Origin of the sequence: Ketogulonicigenium robustum, from assembly GCF_002117445.1 — a bacterium.
Lineage (GTDB): Bacteria > Pseudomonadota > Alphaproteobacteria > Rhodobacterales > Rhodobacteraceae > Ketogulonicigenium > Ketogulonicigenium robustum.
Genome location: NZ_CP019937.1, coordinates 1,331,769 through 1,346,642 on the forward strand (window position 1 = coordinate 1,331,769; position 14,874 = coordinate 1,346,642).

The following is a 14,874-nucleotide window of genomic DNA, read 5'->3' on the forward strand; positions in this document are numbered from 1 at the left end:
CTTTTTCGCGCATCACGCCTCTAACTCGCTGTCCCAGTACAAATAATCCTGCCAAGTGACATGCAAAGCGCGCGGCTTGAACCGCCGACCGACCGATTGCAGATCGGATGCAGTCGGCTCGCGCGCGGGGCGCATCAGTTGCATACCGGCCTGTCGCAAGCTGCGCGATCCCTTGTGCAGGTTGCACGGCTGGCACGCTGCGACAACGTTTGTCCAACTGGTTTTGCCCCCGCGCATACGGGGCACCACATGGTCAAACGTCAGATCACTGGTCGAACCGCAGTACTGGCAACAAAACCCATCGCGCAGAAAAAGATTAAAGCGCGTGAAGGCCACGCGCTTTCTAGGTTTGACGTAATCTTTCAGCACGACGACCGACGGTATCCTGATCGTTCTTCGCGGACTGTGTATCGTGGCGTCATACTCGGCCACGATGGATATTCGATCCATCACCACGGCCTTTACAGCCTCCTGCCATGGCCAGAGTGATAGCGGATAATAGGATAGCGGGCGGTAATCCGCGTTCAGCACCAGCGCCGGATGCCGCTTCAGGTCAGCCTCTTCCCGCACGAAGGCCGTGCGAAAATCCTTGTGATGTGACAGATCCTGCATGGTTCCCCCGCACGGTCATTACGCATAGCGCCACCATATGCGCTTATTGACCCAACGGAAAGACACAAGATCAGCTATACCCCAAGCGATCGCGCATGAAGGCCAGTGCAACCTGCAGACCGTCCTGCGCGATGGTATGGCCTGCCCCTTTCTGGATATGGGCGAAAATCTCTTTGAAACCGGCGTCTTGCATGGTCTGGACGGCGCTCGGCAGGTTTTCGGGGGGAACGGTCGTGTCCTGATCACCGTGAATAAGCAACGTGGCTGGGAATACTTGCGCCTCATCGGCCAGTGCCGCCGGGCGCAGCATGCGGCCAGCGATAGCAACCACGCCAGCCACAGCATCCTCGCGGCGCGGGGCCGCCAGTAACGACATCATCGCACCCTGCGAGAAGCCGAACAAAATGACCTGCTCGGGCAGCAGATCTTCGTCCACCATGATGCCATCCAGAAACGCTTGCAGATCATCCAGCGAACGGGTGACGGATTCCTCCACCTCCTCTTGGCTGGCACCATCGACCCAAGGGATCGGGAACCACTGAAAGCCGCCCGGCCGCCCCGCGCAGCGTTCGGGCGCATCGGGCGCGATGAACAGCGTATCGGGCATATGCTCGCCAATCAGCGAGGCGAGCGAGAGCAGATCCTCGCCATTGGTACCGTAGCCATGCAGGAACACGACGGCGGATCGCGTCTCGCCGCTGACGGGTTCTTCTCGTAGGGCGTTGAGGGCACGGGTCATGGCTTCACTCCTGCAAATGTTTGCCGCAAGGCTAGCTAAAGACCCCTAAAATGGCCAGCACCGATTAGACGCCCGCCCGCCCCTTCACCTCGCGATACCAACGCCATAACAACGTCGCGGCAACGGATCGCCAGGGCTGCCACGCCTCGGCGAGCTGGCGCAGCGCACGTTCACTCGGGCGCGCCTCGAGGGTGAACAGGTCACGCGCGGCCTCTTGCAAAGCCAGATCGCCTGCTGGCATCACATCGACACGCCCCAGCGAAAACATCGCATAAATTTCGGCCGTCCAGCGTCCGATACCCGGTACCATAACCAGCTGGTCGATGACTTCCCCATCCGCCAGTAGCGGCAGGCGGTCAAAATCGATCCCGCTGGCGGCCAGTGCACGGGCGTATTTTACTTTCGGGCGGCTAAGCCCGACCGCCCGCATTTCATCGTCGGTCGCCCCCAGAATGGCGGCAGGCAGATGTAGCCCTGCCCCCTCGACACGGGCCCAAATCGCGCGGGCCGATGCTGTGGACACCTGCTGACTAACGATGGCGGATAAAAGACGAGGGAACCCCTGCGCATCGCGCCGCAATTCCAGCGGGCCGATGATCGACAGGGCATGAGCAAAGCGCGGCTCGGCATTGGACAGCCAATCGCTGCCGCGTTGCAATAAATCTAGATCAAGAACCTGTTCCGCCATGGCCGAACCATGGCACATTGCGGCGGAACAGGGAAGAACAAAAAGGGATCAGTCCTTGGCGCGTTCGACGTAAGAATTATCTTCCGTCAAAATGATGATGCGCGTGCCGGCCGAAATATGCGGCGGCACCATCACGCGGATGCCGATGTCGGTCATCGCGGGCTTGTAGGACGACGACGCGGTTTGGCCTTTCACGACCGGCTCCGTCTCGGTGATTTCAACGGTCACACGCTGCGGCAACTCGATGGCAACGGCGGTGTCTTGGTAGATTTTCAAGAACACACGCAGGCCGTCTTTCAGGAACGCCTTTTGGTCGCCGATCACATCACCATCAACGGTGATCTGCTCATAGCTGTTCGGCTCCATAAAGTGGAAGCCTTCGCCGTCTTCATAGAGGAAGTCGTATTCCACATCCTCAACGTGGGCGCGTTCAAGCGACTCGGTGGTTTTCCAACGCTCGGACACCTTTACACCATCCGAGATGCGGCGCATGTCGACTTGGGTCACAGGCGTGCCCTTGCCGGGGTGGAAGTTTTGCGCGGTCAGCACGGCATACAGCTTGCCGTCGATTTCCAGAACGTTGCCCTTGCGGACGCTAGAGGCGATGACTTTCACGGGGTTCATCCTTGTGATCGGTGCACCACCGCCCTAGGTAGGCGGCAGCTTTGCCTCGCTGCTAGCGTGGTTTGGCCGCAATTTCCAGCCCGCAAGGCAGAATTATGACGAATCCATCCGATCAATGGTGGTCGCCCCACCGCCACAGCGAACGGCGCGGTCTGCTGCTGGCGCGAAACCGCATCCAGCGCGCCCTGCGCGACTGGCTGGACGCCCAAGGGATGACCGAGGTTGACCCGGTCGGCCTGCAGGTCACGCCGTCGAACGAGGCGCACCTGCACGGGTTTGCCACAACTGCTATTGGCAATGACGGCGCACCGCGGCAGATGTATCTGCATACATCGCCAGAATTCGCGATGAAAAAGCTGTTGGCGGCGGGTGAGACCGCGATCTACACCTTTGCCCACGTCTGGCGGAACCGCGAACGTGGCCGCCTGCACAGCCCCGAATTCACCATGCTGGAATGGTATCGCACAGGCGCGGATTACAGCGTGTTGATGGATGATACCGCCGCGCTGGTCCGCACTGCCGCGACCATCACTGGAGCGGCCCAACTGCATTTCAACGGCATATCCTGCGACCCCTTCGCGCCGTTTGAGCGGTTGTCGGTGGCCGAGGCATTTCTGCGCTACGCGGACATCGACCTGCTGGCGACAATCGCCGCCGACGGCACGACCGACGCTGCGGCCCTCGCAACCGCCTTGGCGCGCACGGGTATTGCGAGCAGCGCCGACGACACGTGGTCCGACATGCTGTCGCGCGTTTTAGTGGCACGGGTCGAGCCGCATCTGGGCCACGAACGCATTACCGTCCTTGACCGCTACCCCGCCGCCGAAGCTGCCCTTGCCCGCCGCGTGCCCGGCGATGCGCGCGTGGCCGAGCGGTTCGAGGTTTACGCCTGCGGGGTCGAGCTGGCGAACGGCTTTGGCGAATTGACCGATGCCGCCGAACAGCGCCGCCGGTTCGAGATCGAAATGGACGAGAAAGAACGCATCTACGCCGAACGCTACCCGATTGACGAGGCATTGCTGGCCGCCCTGCCCCTGATGCCGCCAACCGCCGGTATCGCGCTGGGGTTCGACCGTCTGGTCATGCTGGCCACCGGCGCGCCGCGCATCGACGATGTGATCTGGGCCCCTGTCGAATAAAAAACCCGCGCCGATCAGGGCGCGGGTTCAAACCGTAAAACGTGGCTAAAAATTAGCCGACGATTTCGAGGCCTGCGAAGAAGAAAGCGATTTCTTCGGCAGCAGCTTCGGGGGCGTCCGAACCGTGGACCGAGTTCTCGCCAACCGATTCAGCAAATTCTGCGCGGATGGTACCGGCAGCTGCGTCCTTGGGGTTGGTCGCGCCCATGATTTCGCGGTTACGCACAACAGCGTTTTCGCCTTCCAGAACTTGGGCGATGATCGGGCCCGAAGCCATGAATTCGCACAGCTCGTCATAGAAGGGACGCTCGGCGTGGACGATGTAGAACTGGCCAGCTTGTGCCTTGGTCAGGTGAATGCGCTTTTGTGCGACGATGCGCAGGCCAGCTTCTTCGAACTTGGCGTTGATTTTGCCGGTCAGGTTGCGGCGGGTAGCATCGGGTTTGATGATCGAGAAAGTGCGTTGGATCGCCATTTTCTTGTCCCTTATAAGTGTGGGGACACGCGCCCCCGGTTGCATTTGGCGCTGCCCTATCATGCGATTTATCCGCTGAAAAGCCACTTGAGGGCGATTGACCCGCCAAGCGCGTTCAGGCAAGACCCGCGCAAGCGAAAGGGGCCCGTTATGCTGAAGATTTCCGATATTTCCTACTCGGTCGAGGGGCGGCCCCTGTTCGAACATGCCTCCGCCGTCATTCCGACCGGTCACAAGGTCGGCCTTGTGGGCCGCAACGGCGCGGGCAAGACGACGCTGTTCCGCCTGATCAAGGGCGAATTGGCGCTGGACACCGGTGTGATCGAAATTCCCAAAGGCGCGCGCATCGGCGGTGTCAGCCAAGAAGTGCCGGGCAACGAAGTGTCGCTGCTGGATACAGTCATCGCCGCCGATACCGAACGTGCCGAGCTGATGGCCGAATCCGAAACCGCGACCGACCCGCACCGCATTGGCGAAATCCAGACCCGTCTGGCCGACATCGACGCGTGGTCGGCCGAGGCGCGCGCCAGCAACATCCTGCGCGGCCTTGGCTTTACTGACGAAGAACAGCGCATGCCCTGCTCGGCTTTTTCGGGCGGCTGGCGGATGCGCGTGGCGCTGGCAGGGGTTCTGTTCTCGCAGCCCGACCTGCTGCTGCTTGACGAGCCGACCAACTACCTCGACCTTGAAGGCGCGCTATGGCTGGAATCCTATCTGGTCAAATATCCGCACACCGTCCTCATCGTCTCGCACGACCGCGAATTGCTGAACCGCTCGGTCACCGGCATTATGCATCTGGACGAGCGCAAGCTGACGTATTGGAGCGGCCCCTACGACCAATTCGTGCGCCAACGCGCCGAACAGCGGGCCGTGCAAACCGCCGCCGCCAAGAAACAGGACGCCCGCCGCGCCCACCTGCAAAAATTCGTCGATCGTTTCCGCGCCAAGGCCAGCAAGGCCAAACAGGCCCAAAGCCGCGTCAAGATGCTGGAAAAGATGGAAACCATCCGCGCCCCCGAGGATGCGGCCGCCACCGTCTTCACCTTCCCCGAGCCCGAGGAACTGTCGCCGCCAATCATTTCAACCGAGAGCGTATCGGTCGGCTATGATGGGCATGTCGTGCTGCGCAACCTGAACCTCCGCATCGACCAAGACGACCGCATCGCCCTGTTGGGCCGCAATGGCGAGGGTAAATCGACCCTGTCGAAGCTGCTTTCGGGCCGCCTTGCGCCGATGGGTGGCAAAATCGCCCAGTCGAATAAGCTGCGCATCGGCTTTTTCGCACAACACCAAGTGGACGAGTTGTTCGTCGACGAAACCCCGATCCAGCACCTGCAAACCGTGCGCCCGGGCGAGCACCAGTCGCGCCTGCGCGCCCGCCTTGCCGGCTTTGGCCTGATGGCCGATCAGGCCGAAACGCTGGTCGGCAAGTTGTCGGGCGGCCAAAAGGCGCGCCTCTCGCTGCTACTGGCCACGATTGACGCCCCGCACCTGCTGATCCTCGACGAGCCGACCAACCACCTCGACATCGAAAGCCGCGAGGCTTTGGTCGAGGCGCTGACCGCCTACACCGGCGCCGTCATTCTGGTCAGCCACGACATGCACCTGCTATCGATGGTGGCCGACCGGCTGTGGCTGGTCAAAGACGGCCGCGTCTCGCCCTACGAGGACGATCTGGAGGCTTACCGCCGCCTGCTGCTGGAAGGCGCAAAGCCCGCTGCGTCGAAGACCGAGCCCGAAGCCCCGAAGGTCCGCAAGGTCAGCCGCGAGGAAATCGCTGCCCTGCAGTCCGAGGTGCGCAAATGCGAGGATCGCCTGCAAAAGATCGACGACATGCGCAACAAACTGGCCGCAAAGCTGGCCGACCCCGAGTTGTACGAGGACGACCGTCGCGGCGATTTGGCGGTTTGGAACAAAAAATATGCCGAGGTGATGGACGCGCTAGCCCGTGCCGAAAGCATGTGGGTCACCGCCAGCGAAAAGCTGGAAGCCGCCCGTAAGCAAAGCTGAAACATCCAGCCTGCGCCCGCGGATGCACGCTGCATTCGTGGGGGCAGCGCGGCAGGTTTCACACCACACTCCGACAAAATAGCGACAGCAAACGCAATTTTACCAGAAAGCGATGTCATTTCCTGCCCTTGTGGTAAGGAATGTGAAACCCTCGCTATGGTGAAGTTACGACGTTAAGCACTTTATGGTGGTCGCCGGAATGTTCTACGTCCTCGAATGCGTCACGCAAAAGCATGATCCCACTTTGGTGGCGCTGGCGCTGATTATCTGGATGATCGGCGGCACGAGCCTATTTTTGCTGATGCGACGCGCGCAGGAAAGCAACAGACGCCGCCAACGCCAATGGATCGCCATCGCAGCCGTCAGCGCGGGTGTCGCCGTTTGGGGGACGCATTTCGTCGCCATGCTATCCTACGACGGCGGCGTACCCTTCACATTTGAAATTCCGCTGACGGTGGTTTCTGTTCTGGTAGCGATCGTGCTGTTTTGGGTCGCCCTGCAGGCGTATTTCAAGCTGAATACGCCGTATAACCCGCTAATATCAGGAACGCTTCTTGCCTTTGCCATCGCAGGAATGCACTTTACTGGCATGGCCGCGATCGATGCCGCAGCCGTGGTGAATTATGATTTGAGCATGATCGTTTGGGGCCAGATCGTAGCCAGTCTTGCGGCCGTCGCGGCCTTCTATGTCTTCGACAAGATGCCGGGTCGACGCGGCATCATGGTCGCTATGGCGCTGTCGCTAATCGCTGTGGGCGCCATGCATTTCACCGCGATGAGCGCGACGCAGCTGATCCCCGACCCAACGCGAGCCGCCGTCAATGACAGCGACAGCCGCCAACTGATGATCGCGATGACTGTTTCAGCCTCGATCATGCTGGCATTGATCGCACTGGGAACATCTTTTGTAGATCGCTACTTGAACGATCTACGCGGCTTGGTCGATGCGTCACTGGACGCCATCGCCATTTTGCGCGATGGCACAGTGATCGACGCGAACGACCGCTTTCTGACTTTGGTCGGCGCGCGGCGCGACATGGTTATCGGCAGCGAAATTGCAAAAATCGTCGTCGCACAGGACGGCATGCCGCTGGCCGCCCTTTCCAAAACCGCGACCGAAGGCCAACTGACGCAAAGCAACGGCGAAATGCGCCCGGTCGAGATCGCGGCCCACGTCATCGAATACCGCGGGCGCGACTGCCAGGTGATCTCGATCCGCGACTTGACGCGTATCAAAGAAAGCCAACGACGCATCACGCACCTGGCCAAGCACGATTCGCTGACAAATCTGCCGAATAGGGCCACCGCCATGCAGGCCATGTCGCAAGCGATGGAAATGGCCGCACTAAACGGGGAACAGATAGCCGTCCTCGCGCTGGACCTCGACAGGTTCAAGGCGGTGAACGACATTTTCGGCCACCAAGAAGGCGACCGCGTTCTGTGCCAAGTGGCCGACTATCTGCGCACAGCCGTCCGTTCGACCGACCTTGTCGCTAGGTTAGGCGGTGACGAGTTCGTGATTATCCAAACCGGTGCAAGCCAGCCCCAAGGGGCCAAAGCGCTGGCAGATCGCATCATCGCTATTTTCGCGCGTGACCAAGCCGAGGCAAAAAAACTGCGTACCGTCGGCACCAGTATCGGGATTGCGGTCTTTCCCAACGACGCGGCAGACCCATCCAGTCTGCACCATGCTGCCGACTTGGCCCTCTACCGCGCCAAGGCTGCCGGTCGCGGCACCGTCTGTGCCTACGATGTCGCCATGGACAATGAACAGCAGCAGCGGCGCGAGCTGGAACACGACATGACCCAAGCCATTGCGCGCGGCGAGTTTTGGCTAGCCTATCAACCTCTGGTCAATTCGCAATCGCGCGCTGTGACAGGTTACGAGGCCCTCCTCCGCTGGGACCATCCGCGCCTCGGGGCTGTGCCGCCTGACCGATTCATTCCCTTGGCCGAAGAAACCGGCGCGATCATCTCAATCGGCGAATGGGTTCTACAAGAAGCCTGCCGGCAAGCTGCGACATGGCCCGATGACCTGCGGATCGCGGTAAATGTGTCTGCAGTGCAGTTCTGGGTGCCGAACCTTGTCGATACCGTCCGAAACGCCCTCAGCATCAGCGGCCTTGACCCGCATCGTCTGGAGCTGGAAATCACTGAAAGCGTCGTCATGCGTGATAACGACAGCGTCGTCGCAACGCTGGATGAATTGCGTGAACTGGGCGTCTCGATTGTCATGGACGATTTCGGCACAGGCTTTTCATCCCTCTCGAACCTGAAAAGCTATGCGTTTGACAAGATCAAAATCGACCGCAGCTTTATCGCCACGATCGACAGGGACACGTCATCGCGCGCGATCATGCGGGCTATTGTCGGCCTTGGACATTCGATGAACTTGCCTGTCGTCGCCGAAGGGGTCGAGACCGAGGAACAGCTGCACCTTGTCGCACTGGAGGGGTGTGTGCAGGTTCAAGGCTACCTATTCGGGCGGCCTAGCGTCGCACCAGCGTTTGAAACGCGCCAAGTTTCTGCCATTGTTGGGGCCTAATCATCTGGCGCGACAGGCCATCCCTCGGCTAGGTTAGCGCATACGGCAAAAAAAAGCGACGGGACATATGCTGACGACGACGGCCGCGATCACCGCGTTCACAACGATATTCGTCATGATCGACGCCCCCGGCCTGACGCCGATCTTCCTGTCGATGACCCATGGGATGAGCGCGGCGCACCGCAGGCTTGTAGCAATACGCGCTTGCTTGGTCAGCCTCGGGCTGATGATGTTTTTCCTGTTTTTGGGGCAAGCCGTGCTGGATTTCATCGGCATTTCAATCCCCGCCTTTCGTATTGCGGGTGGGGTTCTGCTATTCCTAACCGCCCTTGATATGCTGTTTGAGCGGCGCCAGACGCGGCGGCGCACCAGCGCCGAAGGCGCGCTCGATCCCAGCCACGACCCGTCTGTTTTCCCCTTGGGTATTCCGCTGATCGTCGGGCCGGGGCTAATTACGACGCTGATCCTGCTCGCCTCGACGTCCGAAGGGGCCTTGGGCCTTGCCGTCGTTGCGGCGATGGCAATCATCAATATCGGCATTGTTTTCGTGACATTCTTGGCCGCCCCCAGCATCGGAAAGCTGCTGGGCACCACGGGGCTGAACGTGATGACCCGCCTTCTCGGCATGTTTCTGGCCGCGCTTGCGGTTCAGTTCATTCTGGACGGCATCCGCAGCGCGAACCTGATGGGCTAACGGATGAGCGGAGATGACGTCGTTCGCTTGGTCGCCTTGCTGGTCATTTTGATGGCTGTTGGCGGCACTTTCATCGCCAGCGGGCGCGGACGCATAGGGCAAATGGCGCAGCACGCTGCCATCTGGGGGCTGATCTTTCTGGGCGCGCTGGCCGCCATCGACCTATGGCCGACCATTTCCCAAACCGTGCGCCCCCAGCAAACCCAAGAATCGGGCGGCGTTGAATCGGTTTCGCTGCGCGAGGATGGCCACTATTACCTGACGCTGCAGGTGAACGGTCTGCCCGTCGTATTCGCGGTTGACACCGGTGCAACTGATGTCGTGCTGAGCCAAGCTGATGCGCGCCGCATCGGGATAGATGTAGCAAATCTGGCCTACGTGCGAACGGCGCAAACCGCGAATGGCACAGTACGGCTTGCGCCAGTGACGTTAGATACCGTCGTACTGGGCGACTTCACCTGGCACAAACAATCCGCCGTGGTGAACGAGGGCGAGATGGGCCAATCGCTGCTGGGGATGAGCTATCTGCGCCACTTCCAGCGGATCGAAATTTCCGACGGCCGTCTTGTGCTGACCCGCTAGGTGACACTACCAGCGGATCACCAACCGCTCGGCTAGTGTCACAATTCCGACCAACACCAACGATGTCAGCGCCGACAAGAAAATCGCGGCCCACATCTGCGACAGATTCAGGAAGTTCGTCGCCAACACAATCGTTGCGCCCAGCCCCTTCGACGTTCCCATGAACTCGGAAACGACGGAACCGACCATCGCCGATGTGATCGACAGCTTGGCCCCGGCAAACAAATGCGGCAGACTGCTGGGCAACCGCAGCCGCAAAAACACCTCGGTACGGCTGGCAGACAGCGCGCGAAACACGTCATGCGCCTCGCGATCTATGGCACTTAGGCCCGTCATCGCATTGATCAGCAGCGGAAAAAACGCCGCCACGCTGGCAACGATGATATGCGGCACCGCATTGAACCCAAAGGCCACGATCAGCGCGGGCGAGATTGCGACCACCGGCGTCACATTCAGCAACAGCGCAACGGGAATGATCGCCATCCGCAAAAAGCCGAAATAGACCATCAACACGGCCAGCAAAACTGCCGACCCCGCCCCGAACGCAAACCCCACCAGCGCGTTGGCCAAGGTCACACCCAGATTATCAAGGTAGAACAAGGGCCTCTTGCCGAATTCCGCGATGATATTAGCAAACGGGGGTAGAATGGACTTGAGGTTTTGCGCCACCCATTCCCAGCCAAGGTAAAGGGCACCGAACACCAACAGCGGCGCAACCACGCGCAAAAGCGTCTCGCGGCGGATCATTCGTCGGCCTCCCATCCCTCGCGGAGGATGCTTTGCACCTCGCGCACCTTGTCGATGAAGGCCGCGCTTTCCAAAATGGCGCGGCTGCGCGGGCGCGGCAGATCGATATCGACAACCCGATGCACGCGGCCGGGGCGCGGCGTCATCACCACGACCTTGTCCGACAACAGTACCGCCTCGGGCGCGGAATGGGTCACGAACACCACTGTTTTGCGGTTCTTTTCCCACACGTCCAACAGGCGCAGCCGGATCGCCTCGCGCGTCAGTTCGTCCAGCGCGGAAAAAGGCTCGTCCATCAGCATCAGCGGCGCGCCCTGCACGAAGCCGCGGGCAATCGCCGCGCGCTGGCGCATGCCGCCCGAAAGCTGCGCAGGCCGCGCATGGGCAAAATCGGCCAACCCCAATTCGGCCAAAACCTTGTCGGGGTCTTCGGGTATCCGCTTACGATCGCCCGCAGGCATACGGTCGGCGGCGCGGTTCACAAATTGCGACAGCAGAATATTCGACCGGATCGACAACCACGGCAGCAGCGCCGCGCTTTGCGGCACCCAAGCGACATTTTTGGCCCGCGCCGCCTGTGCGGGGGTTTCGCCAAACAGACTGACGGTGCCTGCGGTCATCTCCTCCAGCCCGGCCAGAATCCGCAGCAGGGTGGTTTTGCCGCAGCCCGATGGCCCGAACAACGTAACAAACGTGCCTTCCTGAAAGGTCAGATTCACGTCAACCAACGCCCGCACCACATCGTCACCACGATCAAAGGTCTTGCTGACCTGATCGATAACGATTGCTCCGGTCGGCGCAGCGGCGCCCAAGGAGGTATTCATACGAGGATCTTCCCCACACAGATGTCGTTTACGGCGCGCCTCGACTTTACAGGGCGACACCCTACCCTGCAATCGCGCCGCACAACAGCCTTGGTGGCGATTAGCGCGGCGGATAGCAAGATATCATTAACGAACCAGAGTGTTAAAGGGTGCTTAGGGCGCAGGCCAGATCAGCGCGCCCGCGTCGTCATAAATCGCATCAACGTAAACGGTGCTCATCGCGGTGGCGACGTCGGGCTTGTTCTGCACCAGGCCGAAACGCTCCAGCATATCGGCTTCGGGTTGCCATTGCGCGACGCTTTGCTGGCCCAGCGCCATACCGGCGGGAAGGCTATCGGCGACCAGCGCCACCTCGGTATTATAGCGCACGCGCGACGTGTCGATGTCATAGCCTGCGGTCGACAGCTCGGCCGCCCACTGCAGCGCTTGGTCCAGATTGTCGGGGCTTTCGTTCATCCACGCATAGGCCTTGAACGTGGCGCGCAGAAAATCCTCGATCACGGTGGGGTTGGCTTCGGCAAAAGCGATATTCGCGATCTGCGTGTTGAAATTCGACTGGATGCCGAACGCGTTCGGATCCCATTCGGTGACCTCAAAGCCCTGCGCTTCCAGCGCGCGGGGCTCGTTCGATTTATACGCCCCAAGGCCCTGCACCTGCCCGTTCGACAAAATGCTGGGGTCGAACCCGACCGAGACCCAGTTGATCGTTTCCGGATCAATCCCGTTATCAAGGAACATGGCCGAGAACTGCGGCGCGACGGCCCCCTTATACCCGACGGTCTTGCCGACGAAATCGGCCAGAGTCTCGATGCCGCTGCCGGCCATGGTAATCACTTCGATCGCGCCGACGTTGCCATAGGTCGCGATGCCGACGATTTCGGCGCCGTTATCAATGCCGACCATCGTGTCGGACGGGCCACCGATACCGGCCAACTGCGCGGTATTGGCCGACACCAACTGAATATTCGTGCCCCCCGGCTGGATGGTCAGATCGATGCAGAGCGCGTCGTAAAGGCCCAGCTCTTTCGCAGCGACAATGTCCAGAATGCCGGTCGACGCCGCATAGGCGAAGGAGGTCAGAAAGATCACCTCGCCCGGCGCTTTGTTCAGCGCGCAACGTTCTGGGCTGATGTCTTGCGCGCTGGCGAGGGCGGGAGAAAGTCCGGCACCTGCAACGGTCAGCGCCAAAAGGCTCAGCTGCGGCATCTGGAAGGAAGGAAGGGTCATGCGGCATCCTTGTGGGTGTAAAGGGGGATGTAGGCTGCATCCAAATTGGTGTAAAATACGGGAACGGCGCACAGCCGCAGCCCCGCAAATCTTGCGCCGACCCTAGACCAGTGACTTCAGCAGAGCAACGCTTTGCCGCAAAGCGCAAACACAAATACACATAAACGAACATTTTTCAGGAATTTCGCACAAAACAAGCGCGATTTTTATACCCTTTGCTCCCCACGCGCAAAGCCGCGAATCTTGTCGCGCTGCAGCCCTATGCAAAACAACCGGGCCACGGTTGGCAGCCCGGTCGTGCAGGGCACTGCCCTACTTAGGCGCGGCCCGCTTTAACGACCGCCATGAACGCTTTGGCGCGCTCAGGATCGACGGCATTCCACGTGTGGCCATCAACCTTCAACGACGAGCCGACGATGCAGCCATCGGCAATCTTTAACACATCTGCGACCGTTTCGTGCTTGACCCCCGTGTTGGCCAGCACCGGCACATCCGGCAGCACTGCTTTGACGTTTTCCAGATCCAGCATTTTGGCCGCCTCGCCCGTGATGGCACCCGATACCAGAACCGCATCGGGGATCGACGAAAACACGGCCGAGCGGGCGCGATCGGCCAGTGGGCGACCATCCATCGAATGGGCGAATTCGGCCGAGACGTTGTTCAAGATCACCAGATCCTTGCGATCCAGACGGCGCGCGTAGCGCATGGCGCGCCCGGCGTTCGGCGTCCACGGCCCCATATCCGATGCGTAAGTGCCGGTGAAAATCTCGCGAATGAACGACGCGCCGGTGGCGGCGGCCAGCGCGACGGTGGCATCGGGGTCCCACAGGACATTGACACCGAACGGTTTTTGCAAAACCTCGCGCAGGCGCCCGATGACAAAAGCCATGGCCGAGGTCGTTGCCACATCGACATTCAATTCGTAGGGGCGGTCGTTTTCGTTGCCGAACATCACCGCGTCGACATCGGCGGCTTGCAGGGCCTGCAAGTCTTTCAAGGCGGCGTTGTAAATCCCCTCGATCCCCGCATCCGCGTCATACAGCGGCGTTCCGGGCATCGGGTTCAAGTGCACCATCGCGATGACGGGCTTGATCCCCGGAAACAACTGCGCGAATTTCGTCATTCTTCTTCTCCGTTCTTGTTCCGCGCGATCCTGCGGCGGAACATCATGTCATGTAGACGCCGCCGGTCACATTGATCGCCTGCCCCGTCATAAAACGCGCGGCGTCCGAACACAGGAAGACGACCACACCGGCCACGTCCTGCGGGGTTTCAATGCGACCCAGCGGGGTCTGCGAAATGTAATCGGCCTGCACGGCGGCGGGGGTCATGCCGCGCAACTCGGCCTCCCACACCAACTCGCGCTCTTGCATGGCGGTGCGGACGAAACCGGGGCAGACGGCGTTCACGCGAATGCCGCGCGGGGCCAGTTCGCGCGCCAGCCCCTGCGTCCAACCCACGACGGCGAATTTGCTGGCCGAATAATGCGCCAACAGCGGCGCACCGACCTTGGCCGCCAGCGATGCGGTATTGACGATGCAGCCCTTGGCTGTGGCCATAAAATAGCGCGCGGCGATCTGGTTGGTCAGGAACACGCCGCGGGCGTTCACGTCCATGTTGAAGTCCCAGTCGTCATCGGTCAAATCGCACGCCGCGCGCATGGTTGAAACGCCTGCGTTTGCGATACAGATGTCGACCGTTCCGGTCAGCACCAGCGCCTGATCGAACGCAGCCTGCACGGATGCGCGTTGACGCACGTCGATGGCCACTGCGTGGTGCCCGTCCCCCAAGGCTGAAGCGGCTGCGGACGCGGCGGGCAGGTCAAGGTCGGCAATCACCACCCGCACCCCCTGGGCTGCCAGCCCCTGCGCGATGGCAAGGCCGATGCCACCGGCACCGCCTGTCACGAACGCGACCTTTCCGCTCAATCCTGGGTGTTGCTGTACTGCCAGTTCGTGTTCGCCCATT

At 60.8% G+C, this 14,874-nt stretch carries 15 protein-coding genes; 5 read left to right on the forward strand and 10 right to left on the reverse strand.

Going from position 1 to position 14,874, the window contains the following annotated elements:
• Nucleotides 1–12: 12 nt before the first annotated feature.
• From BVG79_RS06755 to efp, 4 genes are all read right to left on the reverse strand, one after another.
• Nucleotides 13–612: an HNH endonuclease gene (locus tag BVG79_RS06755; RefSeq protein ID WP_085786211.1), complete on the reverse strand. Its 600-nt coding sequence runs from the start codon at nucleotides 610–612 to the stop codon at nucleotides 13–15.
• Between the two features lie 70 nt (nucleotides 613–682).
• Nucleotides 683–1,351: an alpha/beta hydrolase gene (locus BVG79_RS06760; protein ID WP_085786212.1), complete on the reverse strand. Its 669-nt coding sequence runs from the start codon at nucleotides 1,349–1,351 to the stop codon at nucleotides 683–685.
• 64 nt (nucleotides 1,352–1,415) lie between these two features.
• On the reverse strand, nucleotides 1,416–2,039 hold the full coding sequence (locus BVG79_RS06765) for a DNA-3-methyladenine glycosylase family protein (protein WP_236951324.1): 624 nt from the start codon (nucleotides 2,037–2,039) through the stop codon (nucleotides 1,416–1,418).
• Between the two features lie 48 nt (nucleotides 2,040–2,087).
• Nucleotides 2,088–2,654: an elongation factor P gene (gene efp, locus BVG79_RS06770; protein WP_198167825.1), complete on the reverse strand. Its 567-nt coding sequence runs from the start codon at nucleotides 2,652–2,654 to the stop codon at nucleotides 2,088–2,090.
• A 104-nt stretch (nucleotides 2,655–2,758) separates the two neighbouring features.
• Here efp and epmA point away from each other — a divergent pair, with 104 nt between their 5' ends.
• A complete protein-coding gene (gene epmA, locus BVG79_RS06775) occupies nucleotides 2,759–3,802 on the forward strand; it encodes an EF-P lysine aminoacylase EpmA (protein WP_085786215.1) in 1,044 nt (347 codons plus the stop codon).
• A gap of 52 nt (nucleotides 3,803–3,854) precedes the next feature.
• On the opposite strand, the gene ndk is transcribed toward epmA, so the two are convergent.
• Complete coding sequence (gene ndk, locus BVG79_RS06780) at nucleotides 3,855–4,277, reverse strand: nucleoside-diphosphate kinase (RefSeq protein WP_085786216.1); 423 nt, start codon at nucleotides 4,275–4,277, stop codon at nucleotides 3,855–3,857.
• A gap of 150 nt (nucleotides 4,278–4,427) precedes the next feature.
• Between ndk and BVG79_RS06785 the strand changes: the two genes are divergently transcribed.
• The 4 genes from BVG79_RS06785 to BVG79_RS06800 all read left to right on the forward strand — a co-directional run bounded on the left by BVG79_RS06785 (nucleotide 4,428) and on the right by BVG79_RS06800 (nucleotide 10,108).
• Nucleotides 4,428–6,287, forward strand: a complete 1,860-nt coding sequence (locus BVG79_RS06785; RefSeq protein WP_157115646.1) for an ABC-F family ATP-binding cassette domain-containing protein — start codon at nucleotides 4,428–4,430, stop codon at nucleotides 6,285–6,287.
• Between the two features lie 199 nt (nucleotides 6,288–6,486).
• A complete protein-coding gene (locus tag BVG79_RS06790; RefSeq protein WP_085786217.1) occupies nucleotides 6,487–8,832 on the forward strand; it encodes a bifunctional diguanylate cyclase/phosphodiesterase in 2,346 nt (781 codons plus the stop codon).
• A gap of 67 nt (nucleotides 8,833–8,899) precedes the next feature.
• Nucleotides 8,900–9,526 (forward strand): MarC family protein, encoded by a 627-nt coding sequence (locus BVG79_RS06795; protein ID WP_085786218.1) that lies wholly within the window; start codon nucleotides 8,900–8,902, stop codon nucleotides 9,524–9,526.
• 3 nt (nucleotides 9,527–9,529) lie between these two features.
• Nucleotides 9,530–10,108 (forward strand): retropepsin-like aspartic protease family protein, encoded by a 579-nt coding sequence (locus BVG79_RS06800; protein ID WP_085786219.1) that lies wholly within the window; start codon nucleotides 9,530–9,532, stop codon nucleotides 10,106–10,108.
• A 6-nt stretch (nucleotides 10,109–10,114) separates the two neighbouring features.
• Here the strand turns inward: BVG79_RS06800 and BVG79_RS06805 are convergent, their stop codons facing one another.
• The 5 genes from BVG79_RS06805 to BVG79_RS06825 form a co-directional block, all read right to left on the reverse strand.
• On the reverse strand, nucleotides 10,115–10,855 hold the full coding sequence (locus BVG79_RS06805) for an ABC transporter permease (protein WP_085786220.1): 741 nt from the start codon (nucleotides 10,853–10,855) through the stop codon (nucleotides 10,115–10,117).
• Complete coding sequence (locus BVG79_RS06810; RefSeq protein ID WP_085786221.1) at nucleotides 10,852–11,679, reverse strand: ABC transporter ATP-binding protein; 828 nt, start codon at nucleotides 11,677–11,679, stop codon at nucleotides 10,852–10,854. Before BVG79_RS06810 ends, BVG79_RS06805 begins: the two co-directional genes overlap by 4 nt.
• 153 nt (nucleotides 11,680–11,832) lie before the next feature.
• Nucleotides 11,833–12,906, reverse strand: coding sequence for an ABC transporter substrate-binding protein (locus tag BVG79_RS06815; protein ID WP_085786222.1), 1,074 nt, complete (start codon nucleotides 12,904–12,906; stop codon nucleotides 11,833–11,835).
• Nucleotides 12,907–13,222: 316 nt separating this feature from the next.
• The gene (locus BVG79_RS06820) at nucleotides 13,223–14,029 is read right to left on the reverse strand and encodes a BtpA/SgcQ family protein (RefSeq protein ID WP_085786223.1); all 807 of its coding nucleotides are present in this window, start codon (nucleotides 14,027–14,029) and stop codon (nucleotides 13,223–13,225) included.
• A 43-nt stretch (nucleotides 14,030–14,072) separates the two neighbouring features.
• Nucleotides 14,073–14,873 carry an SDR family NAD(P)-dependent oxidoreductase gene (locus BVG79_RS06825; protein ID WP_085787300.1) on the reverse strand — a complete coding sequence of 267 codons (801 nt, stop codon included), beginning with the start codon at nucleotides 14,871–14,873 and terminating at the stop codon, nucleotides 14,073–14,075.
• Between the last annotated feature and the right edge of the window lies 1 nt (nucleotide 14,874).